17 protein-coding genes and 2 pseudogenes are annotated in these 12,058 nt (G+C 48.0%); 18 read left to right on the top strand and 1 reads right to left on the bottom strand.

Annotation, left to right across the window (positions count from 1 at the left end; translation table 11 throughout):
• The 9 genes and pseudogenes from H8S44_RS15915 to H8S44_RS15875 form a co-directional block, all read left to right on the top strand.
• Positions 1-302 (top strand): annotated as a pseudogene (locus tag H8S44_RS15915) (phage replisome organizer N-terminal domain-containing protein); the annotation flags it as partial.
• Positions 299-1,162: an ATP-binding protein gene (locus H8S44_RS15910; protein WP_186997553.1), complete on the top strand. Its 864-nt coding sequence runs from the start codon at positions 299-301 to the stop codon at positions 1,160-1,162. The pseudogene H8S44_RS15915 and the gene H8S44_RS15910, both read left to right, overlap by 4 nt.
• Before the next feature lie 64 nt (positions 1,163-1,226).
• Positions 1,227-1,400, top strand: coding sequence for a transposon-encoded TnpW family protein (locus H8S44_RS15905; RefSeq protein WP_431978759.1), 174 nt, complete (start codon positions 1,227-1,229; stop codon positions 1,398-1,400).
• Positions 1,401-1,435: 35 nt separating this feature from the next.
• Positions 1,436-1,843: a hypothetical protein gene (locus H8S44_RS15900; protein ID WP_456298176.1), complete on the top strand. Its 408-nt coding sequence runs from the start codon at positions 1,436-1,438 to the stop codon at positions 1,841-1,843.
• 84 nt (positions 1,844-1,927) lie between these two features.
• Positions 1,928-2,761, top strand: a pseudogene (locus tag H8S44_RS15895) (VirD4-like conjugal transfer protein, CD1115 family); the annotation flags it as partial.
• Positions 2,762-2,825: 64 nt separating this feature from the next.
• A complete protein-coding gene (locus H8S44_RS15890) occupies positions 2,826-2,984 on the top strand; it encodes a Maff2 family mobile element protein (protein WP_118109943.1) in 159 nt (52 codons plus the stop codon).
• 154 nt (positions 2,985-3,138) lie between these two features.
• Entirely contained in the window at positions 3,139-3,411 is a 273-nt protein-coding gene (locus H8S44_RS15885) for a helix-turn-helix domain-containing protein (RefSeq protein WP_002593556.1), read from the top strand.
• Positions 3,371-3,760 carry a TnpV protein gene (locus H8S44_RS15880; RefSeq protein WP_009296082.1) on the top strand — a complete coding sequence of 130 codons (390 nt, stop codon included), beginning with the start codon at positions 3,371-3,373 and terminating at the stop codon, positions 3,758-3,760. The genes H8S44_RS15885 and H8S44_RS15880 overlap by 41 nt, the downstream gene beginning before the upstream one ends.
• A 16-nt stretch (positions 3,761-3,776) precedes the next feature.
• Entirely contained in the window at positions 3,777-4,739 is a 963-nt protein-coding gene (locus H8S44_RS15875) for a DUF3658 domain-containing protein (protein ID WP_014078537.1), read from the top strand.
• A 61-nt stretch (positions 4,740-4,800) separates the two neighbouring features.
• Here H8S44_RS15875 and H8S44_RS15870 read toward each other — a convergent pair whose 3' ends face one another.
• Positions 4,801-5,607, bottom strand: a complete 807-nt coding sequence (locus tag H8S44_RS15870; protein WP_119221493.1) for a helix-turn-helix domain-containing protein — start codon at positions 5,605-5,607, stop codon at positions 4,801-4,803.
• Positions 5,608-6,090: 483 nt separating this feature from the next.
• On the opposite strand from H8S44_RS15870, the gene H8S44_RS15865 reads away from it, so the two are divergent.
• The 9 genes from H8S44_RS15865 to H8S44_RS15825 all read left to right on the top strand — a co-directional run bounded on the left by H8S44_RS15865 (position 6,091) and on the right by H8S44_RS15825 (position 11,853).
• Positions 6,091-6,279, top strand: coding sequence for a hypothetical protein (locus H8S44_RS15865; protein ID WP_015573981.1), 189 nt, complete (start codon positions 6,091-6,093; stop codon positions 6,277-6,279).
• Positions 6,276-6,617 carry a DeoR family transcriptional regulator gene (locus tag H8S44_RS15860; RefSeq protein ID WP_097786107.1) on the top strand — a complete coding sequence of 114 codons (342 nt, stop codon included), beginning with the start codon at positions 6,276-6,278 and terminating at the stop codon, positions 6,615-6,617. Before H8S44_RS15865 ends, H8S44_RS15860 begins: the two co-directional genes overlap by 4 nt.
• Positions 6,610-6,906, top strand: coding sequence for a DUF3847 domain-containing protein (locus H8S44_RS15855; RefSeq protein ID WP_097786106.1), 297 nt, complete (start codon positions 6,610-6,612; stop codon positions 6,904-6,906). The genes H8S44_RS15860 and H8S44_RS15855 overlap by 8 nt, the downstream gene beginning before the upstream one ends.
• Positions 6,907-7,217: 311 nt before the next feature.
• Complete coding sequence (locus H8S44_RS15850; RefSeq protein WP_117541237.1) at positions 7,218-7,472, top strand: CPCC family cysteine-rich protein; 255 nt, start codon at positions 7,218-7,220, stop codon at positions 7,470-7,472.
• Positions 7,473-7,503: 31 nt separating this feature from the next.
• Positions 7,504-7,677 carry a hypothetical protein gene (locus H8S44_RS15845; protein WP_227093999.1) on the top strand — a complete coding sequence of 58 codons (174 nt, stop codon included), beginning with the start codon at positions 7,504-7,506 and terminating at the stop codon, positions 7,675-7,677.
• A gap of 29 nt (positions 7,678-7,706) precedes the next feature.
• On the top strand, positions 7,707-8,063 hold the full coding sequence (locus tag H8S44_RS15840) for a hypothetical protein (protein WP_117541235.1): 357 nt from the start codon (positions 7,707-7,709) through the stop codon (positions 8,061-8,063).
• Between the two features lie 193 nt (positions 8,064-8,256).
• The gene (gene mobQ / locus H8S44_RS15835) at positions 8,257-9,837 is read left to right on the top strand and encodes a MobQ family relaxase (protein WP_186997552.1); all 1,581 of its coding nucleotides are present in this window, start codon (positions 8,257-8,259) and stop codon (positions 9,835-9,837) included.
• 65 nt (positions 9,838-9,902) lie between these two features.
• A complete protein-coding gene (locus tag H8S44_RS15830; RefSeq protein ID WP_117907929.1) occupies positions 9,903-10,547 on the top strand; it encodes a CHC2 zinc finger domain-containing protein in 645 nt (214 codons plus the stop codon).
• Positions 10,516-11,853, top strand: coding sequence for a virulence-associated E family protein (locus H8S44_RS15825; protein ID WP_186997554.1), 1,338 nt, complete (start codon positions 10,516-10,518; stop codon positions 11,851-11,853). The genes H8S44_RS15830 and H8S44_RS15825 overlap by 32 nt, the downstream gene beginning before the upstream one ends.
• The last annotated feature ends 205 nt before the right edge of the window (positions 11,854-12,058 follow it).

Below are 12,058 nucleotides of genomic sequence, written 5' to 3'. Positions count from 1 at the left end.
AGATAGAGTTAGAGAAAGAGATAGAGATAAAGAGAGAGATAGAGAAGGGACGCTCCGCCCGCGCCTATGGCCGTTACCAGAATGTTTTCCTGACGGACGAGGAAATGGCAGACTTGCAGACCAGCTTTCCCACTGTATGGGGCCAGTACATCGAAAAACTGTCCGAGTACATGGCTTCTACCGGCAAGCGTTATCAGAGCCATGCCGCCACCATCCGGCGCTGGGCCGGTAAGGACGCGAAAAAGGCGGCCCCGCCCACCCGCAACCGGGATTACAGCGTAAAGGAGGATGAAACCGTATGATGGAGATTACCGCAGAAATCCGGGCGCTGATCGACAAGGCAGCCGCCGGTGTGGAACTGGCCGGGGACGAGTACATAGACCCGGCAGACGGTCTCATCCACTGTAAGAAATGCGGCGGCCAGAGGCAGACTGTTGTGCCATGCTTCGGGAAATCCGGCTACTTTATGCCGCGCTGCATCTGCCAGTGCCAGCGGGAGGCTGAGGAGCAGCGCAAGGCTGCTGAAGAACGGCAGCGCCGCATGGAGCGTATCAAACGCCGAAAGGCACAGGGTTTGCAAGACCGTTATCTGTACGACTACACCTTTGCCAACGACAACGGCCAAAATCCTCTGATGGACAAGGCCCGCGCCTATGTGGAGAACTGGAAGGAGGCATACAGGAACAACACCGGCCTGCTTCTGTTTGGGGATGTGGGAACCGGCAAGTCTTTTTTCGCCGGTTGTATTGCCAACGCCCTGCTTGACCGGGATGTGCCTGTGCTGATGACGAACTTCCCCACCATTCTGAACCGCCTGACCGGGATGTTTTCCGAGGACAAGGCCGACTTTATCGCCAGCTTTGACGAGTACGACCTGCTTATCATTGACGATCTGGGTGTAGAGCGCAGTACCGAATATGCTATGGAGCAGATGTTTTTCGTCATCGACAGCCGCTACCGCAGCCGTAGGCCCATGATAATCACCACCAATCTGAAGCTGGCCGAACTCAAGAACCCGCCCGACCTGGCCCACGCCCGTATCTATGACCGTATCCTGGAACGGTGCGCCCCGATCCTCTTTGCCGGGAAGAACTTCCGGGAAGAAAATGCCGGTGCTACCCGACAGGCAGCAAAAGACATTGTAAACAGTAAGCACGACTGATTTTTTACCGGGCGGCACAGACCCGTTCGGAGAAAGGAGCGCCATGAACAAAGAACCCCGTACTATGCAGGCGGCAGACGCCGCTACTGTGTCCAGAGCGCCGGAAAACACGCCAGCGATGGTAAAGAAAATCGGCAAGACAACCTACAAGGTTCATGTCCATTTCAGCAATACCAGCACAGAAACCATGAGCGATAAAATCAAGCGTATGCTCAAAAATGAAATTCAGCAAATGTGACAGACTGATAAACGAAGCCGCCTTGTGCTAAACTGATGATGGTACGCACCAAAATTTTTGTCAAGGAGGACACGAAAATGCTTTACACAGAAAAAGAGAAACATGAAATTGAGCGAGTAAAGGAAGTCTTTGCGGAACATCTGCGGCAAAGCCCTGATTTTGAACTGCTCTGGTCGGACAAGGTAGGCTATGTTTGGCTGGCGATTGGCGTAAATCCAGTCTATGTGGATACCGGTATCAGGATAGAATCTGCCGCCGATCTCTGCGGCAGGTGTTTGGATGATGTTGCTATGGATGTTTTGTATATGACGGGCAACGATCATGCACTGGAAGCAGCCGACCCGCTGGAATTGGCCGAAATCAAGCGGCGCTGGGGGCCATATATCAACCAGCTGCCAGACTATGCGTATCTCTGCAAAGACCTGTTGAACGGAAAAATGTAATCTATCAAACGAGGTGTCAGGAGCCATACGGTGCTTCTGGCACCTTTTTTGTGAATTTGATTAAAAAGTCCTTGACAATTTGTCTCTGGCAAAACGGCAAAGTCAATCCTTATTTCTTGCGGTGCGCGGCTTGCCCCTTTTGATATAGAGGAACTCCGGGAACTCATGTCCTATGATGAATTGGAACTTGACACATTGGGCGACCGGAAAACCGCGCTTTTCCTCATAATGAGCGATACCGACGACACTTTTAATTTTGTTATCGCTATTTTGCAATCACAGCTTTTCAACTTGCTTTGTGATAAAGCAGACGACGAATACAACGGCAAATTGCCTGTTCACGTCCGCTTTTTGCTTGACGAGTTTGCGAACATCGGACAGATACCCCGCTTCGATAAATTGATTGCTACAATCCGCAGTAGGGAAATGTCCGCTTCTATCATTCTGCAATCGCAGAGCCAGCTAAAAGCCATTTACAGGGACGCGGCAGAAATCATACTTGATAATGCCGACAGCACCTTGTTTTTGGGAGGACGTGGGAAAAATGCAAAAGAGATTTCGGATAACTTGGGACGGGAAACAATCGACAGTTTCAACACTTCCGAAAATCGCGGCACGCAGGTTTCTCATGGACTGAATTATCAAAAATTAGGAAAGGAGCTGATGACACAGGACGAAATAGCAGTTATGGACGGTGGGAAATGTATTTTGCAGCTACGCGGTGTGCGTCCCTTTTTAAGCGACAAATACGACATCACGAAACACCCGAACTACAAATACCTTTCCGACTTCGACAAAAGAAACGCTTTTGACGTGGAACGGTATATGTCTACCCGTCCGGCAATCGTAAAGCCCGATGAAGCCTTTGACATATACGAAATAGATTTGTCCGACGAGGACGCAGCCGCCGAAGAATAACGGCGGCATTTTTCATTTTCCATAACATTTTTTGAGCCGCACAACGGCAGAAAGCGAGGTTTATATGGATTTCTTTAACAGCGCAGTTGGTGTATTGCAGACTTTGGTTATCGCGCTTGGCGCAGGTCTTGGCATTTGGGGTGCCATTAACTTAATGGAGGGTTACGGCAACGACAATCCCGGAGCCAAAAGCCAGGGCATGAAGCAGTTCATGGCTAATTAAAGGGAACAAAAAAGAAAGGAAAACCAATCCAGACGGTATCAGCGGCAGGATACAAGAATAAATTGTGATTTCACAAGATTGGTGCTATAATAAGAGAAAAGTTCCTGCCGGGGCAGCCGCCCCGGTGGTATGGATAGAAAGGCAGGAAAACAATATGCACATCAGCTATAAACCACTCTGGCACACACTGTTAGAGCGTGATATGAGGAAAGAGGATTTAAGGCTTGCCGCTGGTATGACAACGAATATGATTGCCAACATGAGCAAAGAGGGAAAGCACATCAGCATGGACACATTAGCCCGTATCTGTGAAACGCTGAATTGTGAGATTACCGATGTGATTGAGTTAGTACCAGACGAGCCTGCTTCCACAGGAGGTAAGGAACATGAGAGAATTGAAACCAAGAATAACGGAAAACGGAATTGATTATATCCTTGTCGGAGATTACTACATCCCGGACTTGAAACTGCCGGAGGAACACCGCCCTATCGGAAAGTACGGACGGATGCACCGGGAATATTTAAGGGAAGTCCACCCAGCCAGATTGAATACATTGATACTGACCGGAGAATTGTGGACATATCTTGCAGACCTGAACGAACAGGCACAGGAACGGTTAGACACTATCATGGAGCAGATGAAAGCCACCGAGGGCGTGACAGAGGAATTGAAGCGAACTCAACAAATGGAATGGGTGCAGCGTTGTAATAACATTCACAACCGGGCAGAAGAAATTGTTTTGCATGATATAATTTATTCATACGGGAGTAATTAAATCGGAGGTATATAAGATGATTGAAATTGTATTTGGTGAAAGTGCCTGTGGAAGTTTGAAAATTGCCCAAACTTACGGTAAGGGAAAGTATAGAGGAAGTGCAGTTTCGGTCTTTATGAGGCACGAAGATGGGAGTGTTCCATCTTCAGATGAAATGAAAGAAGCACAAATTCAAGCACAGGAACAAGAACATATTGCTTGGGAGAATGCTATTCCATTGGGAGGCAAGAGCAGTGATGTTTATTGTTTTGATATGGCTCTTAGTGTGGGAGATATTTCTGATAATGGAATTGGCGAACAGCGGAAAAATGTTCTCAAGAAAATGCTGTCTGTCTGGTTTGTAGAGGATTTAGACTATCAGGTTGAAGAAAAAATACAGAAAATTAAAACTACATTGTCTTCGGTTATTGAACGATATGTAGCTGGGGAAGAAGTTCGTATTTGGTATAGCTATAATCCGGATGAACTTTGCGGTATGTACTGGCTTATGAAACAACTTCGACCATTAAACTGTCAGACAACAATTTATTTGGTTAAGTTACCTGCCTGGGAATATGGAAAAGAAAATACTATGACATCCAAAATAGCATGGGGTGAGGTTTCTCCTGGCGAATGGGGAAAATATATAACTCTACAAGAAAAAGCTAAGCCTGTATTTCTTTCAGCTTGTGCTATGAAATGGAATCAACTTCAAAATGAAAATGCACCTTTGCGTGCAATGCTAAATGGTAAATTGCAAAGTGTTTCAGAAGATATATATGATAGTTTCATTCTTCGTGAAATTGCGGAACAGCCAGAGCAATTCAAAATGGCTATTGTTATAGGTAATGTTTTAGGAAAATATCAACTTGGAATTAGTGATGTATGGATTTCTAATCGCATTGATAAAATGCTTGAAGATGGTGTGTTGGAAATTATACAGGACGCACCAAAGGGAGAAACAAATTATCGCCGGATATTAAGAAAACGAATGAAATAATAACCACAGCAAGAACCGCTGCTACATGGAAGGCACCCCAACCATGCAACAGCGGTTTTTTTTACCGTTTTTTCCTCTGGCTGATAGGCGTTCCCATTTTCTTTGATTTTTTGAGAATCCGAATCAGCCAGCGAAATTCTTCGTCTGACAGATTTTTATAGTTGATACCGAGCTGCTTGCAGTAAAGGACAACCAGCTTTTCATCCCGGCTGCCCTTGAAATTTTCGACTGCTTCGAGATTTTCTTTCAATTCATCGGCAACGGTGGTCTGGGGCGCACTCTCACTGTCCTTTTTGTGGGCTTCCCGAATATCCCGGATAATCAGGTTGAGGTCATCCAGAACCATGTGACTGAAATACTCATCATCACTGATATGGGCGGCTTGCAGCACTTTCAAATGCGGGTCATCTTCGCCTGGGCGATACCGTTCAATGATTTCATGCCGGACGGTATCGACAAGTGCATTGAGGTTTTGAATCTGCATGGTAGCAATCCCGTCCACATAAATCTCAATGTCTGCAAGAAACTTGATGAAATCTTTATGTGTAGCAAGCTCACAGAGCAGACGGTTGTTAATCCGACCGCTTTTCAGCAGTGCCACCATCTCATCATTCAAATGCAGCTCCCTTAATGGCGTGTTGATCTCCGCCCGGTTCTCTGTCCGGCAAAAGAGATAATCGAGGGACACCCCATAAAAATCTGCCAGCAGGATAAGGTTGCCATGATTGATTTCCTTATAATCCTCTTTTTCATAATTCCCAAGAGCTGATTTGGAAATGCCCGTCAGCTTTGATAATTCTTCCAGATTTAAGCCTTTGTCCTTGCGGAGTTCCCAAAGGCGTTCCTGTATGCTTGTTGCTCCTTTCATGGGCGCACGCTCCTTTCCGGTGGTTTGATTGCTGCCGCTTATCTGGATTATATCACACTTTCCGCAATCGTGGAAATTTCTGATTTTTACCCCTGATTCCTACTTTGTGGATATACGGCACAGGGCACAAAAATGTTCTATGATACAGGTAGTTCATCGATGGATTATTCCAATCGAATGACCAGCCTGTGTGGGATATGCTTCCCCGGCGATGTAGTGCCATGACTTTTGGCAGGGATATGGAGGAACCCTGACCGAAACGAGCATACCAAAGGGAGCGATACGCCGTTGTGAGATTCAGGGGAGGAACGACACCGGGGAGAACTGGCGAACTGACACCGAAATGATACCGAAACACGACAACCTGATAGGGGGATAGTCTACCCTATCGCTGATACTTCGGGAGATTTTAGGCGGTTCTATGACTGTAATTTTGCCGAAAATCGCCCCGAAACCATACACTAAAACGGGAGGAAGCGCAATATGCCGAGAATGAGCAAAAAGAGGAAGCATGAGCTTTCCTTTTACCTCAATGACCGGGGGCGTGTCACTTACAACGAATTATGCCGGAAATGCCAGCATGGGTGCAGGCAGAGCTTCCGGGCGGTTGTGGTTGACTGCCCCCGTTATTTATCCAAACGAGCAAGGAAAAAGGAGGAAGACACCGAATGAATTTTGAATTTATGACGATAGACACACCATTGCCGCCCTGTATGCCCTTTCCCAGAGCGTTGACAGGATTTCCAGTCAGCAGCACCGCAAAGGTCATGTACTGCCGGATGTTGGACGCTATGCTATCCAAAGGGCAGGAGGACGAAAACGGAATCCTGTTTGTCTGCTTCCCTGTTACAGCCATTGCCGCAGTCTTGTCCCGCAGCTCTATGACGGTCAAGCGTTCTCTGAATGAACTGGAAACCGCCGGACTTATCATGCGGGTGCGTCAGGGCGTTGGAGAACCAAACCGAATTTATGTGCTGATACCGGGAAAGGAGGACGCTGCCCTTGCCTGATACCTCAAAGCTGGAAAAGCTCAACCGGGAGCTGGAGAAAAGCGAAAAGAAACTGCGGAAAGCCATCAATGATGAAAAGGCATTGCAGCACCAGTTGAAACAGCTTACCCGAAAGGAACGGACGCACCGGCTCTGTACCCGTGGCGGTATGCTGGAAAGTTTTCTGCAAGAGCCGGAACGCCTGACAGATGATGATGTCATGCTGTTGTTGAAACTCATTTTTCACAGACAGGACACGCAGGAATTATTGAAAAAACTGCTGGAACGGAAGAAGCCAGAAACCCCTTAGTTTACTAAGGGCGCAATTATACACCACCCAGAGGTTGGCGCATTGCGTTCTCCGAAGGCTCCTCGCCGGAGGGCTGTGATTTTCCGCAGTCATGGTCTGCTCCAAATCATACAGGGGACGCTACACTTCCCCTGCGCTGGCTGCCGCCAGCTACCCTTTTGTGGACTTGCCATCTGGGGACACCTTGCGTTGCAAGCTGTTCCCAGCCGACAAGTTTCATAAAATATGCTATCTTTTCGATAGGCAATGAAGTATAATGAAGTCAGCAATAAATCAGGAATTTGAGGTCAAGGCTTAAACGGGAGGTTTATATGAAAAAATACCAATGTCCTTGCTGCGGATATTTTACCTATAATGTTCCGGCAAATGAAGATTGTGGGTATATCTGTCCCGTTTGTTTTTGGGAGAATGACCCGTTCATTGCTTCTGATAACGAACCAAGCGACTCTAATCATGGAATAACACTAAAAGAAGCGAAATCCAATTTCTCAAAATTTGGTGCTTGTGAAAAAGAAATGTTATGTTATGTCCGACCACCGAGAGATGATGAAAAGAAAATTTCATAGCAACAATGTCGAAGTTATGGAGGGAATAAAAGTGAAGGACACTGCTAAGAGAGCAATAGTTACAGTTATTGTGTTTGTTATAATTTATGTTTTATCTGGTCCAATTATCGGATATACAAACTACGATATGTATTTGAAAGGAATTGAATTTTTATCAGCGGTAATCGGAGCAGGATGTTACTGGATAGGAAGCAATAAAAAATAGTTCTTGAATTTGACAAAGGAGTTGGAAGTATGAAAAGAATAGGTACAGCATTGACTATCGTGTTCATCATCGCTGGATTTGCAATTTCCTTTTTTATTGGACACTATGTGAGCGACAAGTCACATACAGAAAGTCGAGCAGCACAATTTGATAAATATATTTCTCGTGCGATTGATACAATCAAAGATAAAGGTCTGTCCATTGATGGCGCCCCAGAAGCGATAGCCAGCAATATTTGGGTGGCACACGAATTTTGTGATAGCCCTGAAATTTCCGCAGAACTCAGCAATCTGTGGAATACCATTGTATATGAAAAAGATGTGCTTCTCGGTCAAGAAGATGTGTTGACTGCTCAACTGAAAGATATTTTGGAAAAATGTCAATAGTCTTTGCAAATTTTCTATTTATCATTCACTCATCGGGTCAACTTGTCCCGAACTTTTACAACTAAATACCCGCCGCCCACACAGCGGCACATCGAGCAGGAAATCTGAAAAAAGGTCTCCTGCTTTTTTTCTGCCCAAAATGAGGTGGTAAAACGCCACCCCATCCACCAATTAGCGAAAGGAGGAACACGAAATGCCCTGTCCACACAACGAAATCACGATTGTGCAGCGCAGCCAGCGGCAGTCTGCTGTTGCCGCCGCTGCTTACCAGAGCGGCGAAAAGCTGTTCTGTGAATACGACCAGCAAGTGAAGCACTACCCGGAAAAGCGTGGTATCGTCCACAATGAAATCCTGCTCCCGGCAAATGCCCCACAGGAATATGCCGACCGCAATACTTTATGGAACGCAGCCGAAGCGGTTGAGAAGCAATGGAACTCCCAGCTTGCAAGGCGGTGGGTGCTTACCATCCCAAGAGAAATACCACTTGACCAGTACGCTGTCCTTGTCCGGGAGTTTTGTGAACAGCAGTTTGTTTCCAAAGGCATGATTGCTGACTTTGCCATCCATGACCCCTATCCGCCGGGACACAATCCCCACGCCCATGTCTTGCTCACTATGAGGGCAATGGACGAACATGGGAAATGGCTTCCCAAGAGCCGCAAGGTTTATGACCTTGACGAAAACGGGGAACGGATAAAGCTGCCATCCGGCAGGTGGAAAAGCCACAAGGAGGATACGGTGGACTGGAACGACCAGAAGTATTGTGAAATCTGGCGGCATGAATGGGAGGTCATCCAGAACCGCTATCTGGAAGCCAATGACCGCCCGGAGCGTGTGGACTTGCGTTCCTATGCCAGACAGGGGCTTGATATTGTCCCCACTGTCCATGAGGGGGCGGCTGTCCGGCAGATGGAAAAGCGTGGTATCCAGACGAATATCGGCAACCTGAACCGGGACATCAGAGCCGCCAACCGCCTGATGAAGTCCATCCGGCAGCTTATCCAAAACCTCAAAGGATGGATTACCGAGCTGGGAGAAAAACGGAAAGAACTGCTTGCACAAAAAGCGGCGGAGGAAGCAACACTTCTTCCCAATCTGCTGATGAAGTATATGGAGATACGAAAGGAAGAACGGAAGGACTGGACGAGGGCTGGACAGAACCGGGGGACTTCACAGGACTTAAAGGCAGTCAGCGAAGCCCTGTCCTATCTCCGGCAAAAGGGGCTTTCCACTGTGGAGGACTTAGAAGCATTTCTGGAATCTTCCGGGAAATCAGCCGCAGATTACCGCAATCAGATGAAGCCAAAGGAAGCCCGCAGCAAAGTGATTGACGGGATTCTTGCCAGCCGGACAGACTGCAAGGAATGTAAGCCTGTCTATGAGAAGTACCAGAAGATATTTTTTAAGAAAACAAAGGAGAAATTCAAACAGGAACACCCGGAGGTTGCCCGGTATGAGAAAGCCGCCGCCTACCTTGCCAAGCACCCGGACGATAAGGACAGTACCCAAAATGAGCTGCAAGAGGAGCAGGAAATGCTTCTGGAAGAAATTGCAGCCCTGAAAACACCGCTGACCGAGGTACAGGAGGATTTGAAGAAGCTGCGGGACATTCGCTACTGGGTACGGAAAGCCACCCCCGGCACAGAAGAAAGCAAAGAGCCGCCCATGAAACAGCCTATCAAAGAAGTCTTGCAGGATAAGGCTGACGAGAAAAAAGCACAAAGAACTGCCCCGGTGCAGACAAAACACAAACAACAGGATATGGAACTTTAACAGGCACTTGCCATTTTCAGATTGAGAATGTCAGGTGCTTTTCTTTTTTTCAAGGAGGAATAGATTTGAATTTATTTGAAGCTGTGAAGCAGTCCGTCACAACAAGACAGGCTGCGGAGCATTATGGAATCCATATAGGTCGGAACGGGATGGCTTGCTGCCCGTTCCATCACGATAAAACCCCAAGCATGAAGCTGGATCGGCGTTACCACTGCTTCGGCTGCGGTGCGGATGGGGATGTGATTGATTTTGCCGCCGCCCTGTATGGGCTGGGAAAGAAAGAAGCCGCCATACAACTGGCAAATGACTTCGGGCTTTCCTATGAGGACTGGAAGCCGCCGGGAAAGGCAAAAAAGCCCAAGCCTCGGCAGAAATCCCCGGAGGAACAGTTTCAGGAAGCAAAGAGCCGCTGCTTCCGTATTCTTGCTGATTATCTCCATCTGCTCCGGGCATGGAGAAAGGACTACGCCCCGCATTCCCCGGAGGAAGTCTTTCATCCCCGGTTTGTGGAAGCCTTACAGAAGCAAGCCCATGTGGAATATCTGCTGGATGTGCTGCTGTTCGGGGAGACAGAGGAAAAAGCGGCTTTGATTACGGACTACGGAAAGGATGTGATACAGCTTGAAAAGCGAATGGCAGAGCTTGCCGCCACAGACGCAGCAGGAACTAAAAAACACCATGAACGCCATGCAGCCGCCCCAGAGCGTTGAGGAAATCAAGGCGGGGCTGGAAACCACCGAGAAAGGCGGTGTCCATCAGAGCATACGGAACTGCCTGACCGTATTTCAGCGTGACCCGTTGCTTTCCGGGGCTATCGCATACAACATCCTGACCGACCGCAAGGACATCATAAAGCCCATCGGCTTCCACAGGGAAAGCACCGCCTTAAACGATACGGATATGAAGTATCTGCTTCTCTATCTGGAAGAAACCTACGGGCTTACCAATGAGAAAAAGATTGATAACGCCATCGGGATTGTGGCGAATGAAAACAAGTACCATCCCATCCGGGATTATTTAAGTTCCCTTGTGTGGGACGGGAAGGAACGAATCCGCTTCTGCCTGCGGCACTTTCTGGGGGCTGACGCAGACGATTACACCTATGAAGCGTTGAAGCTGTTCCTGCTGGGTGCTATCTCACGAGCCTTTCAGCCGGGGTGCAAGTTTGAAATCATGCTCTGTCTGGTAGGCGGTCAGGGGGCTGGAAAGTCCACCTTCTTCCGGCTGCTGGCAGTCCGGGACGAGTGGTTCTCCGATGATTTGCGGAAGCTGGACGATGACAATGTGTACCGCAAGCTGCAAGGTCACTGGATTATTGAAATGTCGGAAATGATGGCAACCGCCAACGCCAAGAGCATTGAGGAAATCAAGTCATTTTTAAGTCGGCAGAAAGAGGTTTACAAGATACCCTATGAAACCCATCCGGCAGACCGCTCCAGACAATGCGTGTTTGGCGGCACTTCCAATGCCCTTGACTTCCTGCCCCTTGACCGTTCCGGCAACCGCCGTTTTATCCCGGTCATGGTATACCCGGAGCAGGCGGAGGTTCACATTTTGGAGGACGAAGCCGCTTCCAGAACCTATATCGGGCAGATGTGGGCGGAAGCGATGGAGATTTACCGAAGCGGCAGGTTCAAGCTGGCTTTCAGCCCTGCCATGCAGCGGTATCTCAAAGAACACCAGCGGGATTTTATGCCGGAGGACACCAAAGCCGGGATGATACAGGCGTATCTTGATAAGTACACCGGGAGCATGGTCTGCTCCAAGCAACTCTACAAGGAAGCCTTGAACCATGTCTTTGACGAGCCGAAGCAATGGGAAATCCGGGAAATCAACGAGATTATGAACCAGTGCATTACCGGCTGGCGGTACTTCCCGAACCCAAGAATGTTTCCCGAATATGGCAGACAAAAGGGCTGGGAGCGTGAAAACCCGGCAACGGACTTATGCAACCCGTCTGAAAAAACGATGGACGGTTTTGTGGAGGTCACAGAACAGATGGAGCTTCCATTCTGAAAATGACAGCCCGTTGCATCCCCTGTTGCTATTCCGTTGCCGAGCCGGTTGCCGGAAAAAAACCCTTATTTCTGGGCTTTTCTCCTTTATAACAACCAAAACAACAGAAAAATAAAAGAAAAGTATAAATAGTAACCATCGCCAGATTGAGATTGTTTGCAAGGTCTTTTGAAGCCCGTTGCCGGACTTCGTTGCCGACACCCTC

Origin of the sequence: Anaerosacchariphilus hominis (genome assembly GCF_014290175.1) — a bacterium.
In the GTDB taxonomy this organism is placed as follows: Bacteria; Bacillota; Clostridia; order Lachnospirales; family Lachnospiraceae; genus Laedolimicola; species Laedolimicola hominis.
Note: the sequence above shows the minus strand (reverse complement) of the source record. Positions and strands in the feature narration are given on the sequence as shown.

Excerpts from the sequence above, each read along its gene's own strand:
- H8S44_RS15910 (WP_186997553.1), top strand. The coding sequence starts at position 299 with ATGATGGAGATTACCGCAGAAATCCGGGCGCTGATCGACAAGGCAGCC.
- H8S44_RS15905 (WP_431978759.1), top strand. The coding sequence starts at position 1,227 with ATGCAGGCGGCAGACGCCGCTACTGTGTCCAGAGCGCCGGAAAACACG.
- H8S44_RS15900 (WP_456298176.1), top strand. The coding sequence starts at position 1,436 with ATGATGGTACGCACCAAAATTTTTGTCAAGGAGGACACGAAAATGCTT.
- H8S44_RS15890 (WP_118109943.1), top strand. The coding sequence starts at position 2,826 with ATGGATTTCTTTAACAGCGCAGTTGGTGTATTGCAGACTTTGGTTATC.
- H8S44_RS15885 (WP_002593556.1), top strand. The coding sequence starts at position 3,139 with ATGCACATCAGCTATAAACCACTCTGGCACACACTGTTAGAGCGTGAT.
- H8S44_RS15880 (WP_009296082.1), top strand. The coding sequence starts at position 3,371 with ATGAGAGAATTGAAACCAAGAATAACGGAAAACGGAATTGATTATATC.
- H8S44_RS15875 (WP_014078537.1), top strand. The coding sequence starts at position 3,777 with ATGATTGAAATTGTATTTGGTGAAAGTGCCTGTGGAAGTTTGAAAATT.
- H8S44_RS15870 (WP_119221493.1), bottom strand. The coding sequence starts at position 5,607 with ATGAAAGGAGCAACAAGCATACAGGAACGCCTTTGGGAACTCCGCAAG.
- H8S44_RS15865 (WP_015573981.1), top strand. The coding sequence starts at position 6,091 with ATGCCGAGAATGAGCAAAAAGAGGAAGCATGAGCTTTCCTTTTACCTC.
- H8S44_RS15860 (WP_097786107.1), top strand. The coding sequence starts at position 6,276 with ATGAATTTTGAATTTATGACGATAGACACACCATTGCCGCCCTGTATG.
- H8S44_RS15850 (WP_117541237.1), top strand. The coding sequence starts at position 7,218 with ATGAAAAAATACCAATGTCCTTGCTGCGGATATTTTACCTATAATGTT.
- H8S44_RS15840 (WP_117541235.1), top strand. The coding sequence starts at position 7,707 with ATGAAAAGAATAGGTACAGCATTGACTATCGTGTTCATCATCGCTGGA.
- mobQ (WP_186997552.1), top strand. The coding sequence starts at position 8,257 with ATGCCCTGTCCACACAACGAAATCACGATTGTGCAGCGCAGCCAGCGG.
- H8S44_RS15825 (WP_186997554.1), top strand. The coding sequence starts at position 10,516 with ATGAACGCCATGCAGCCGCCCCAGAGCGTTGAGGAAATCAAGGCGGGG.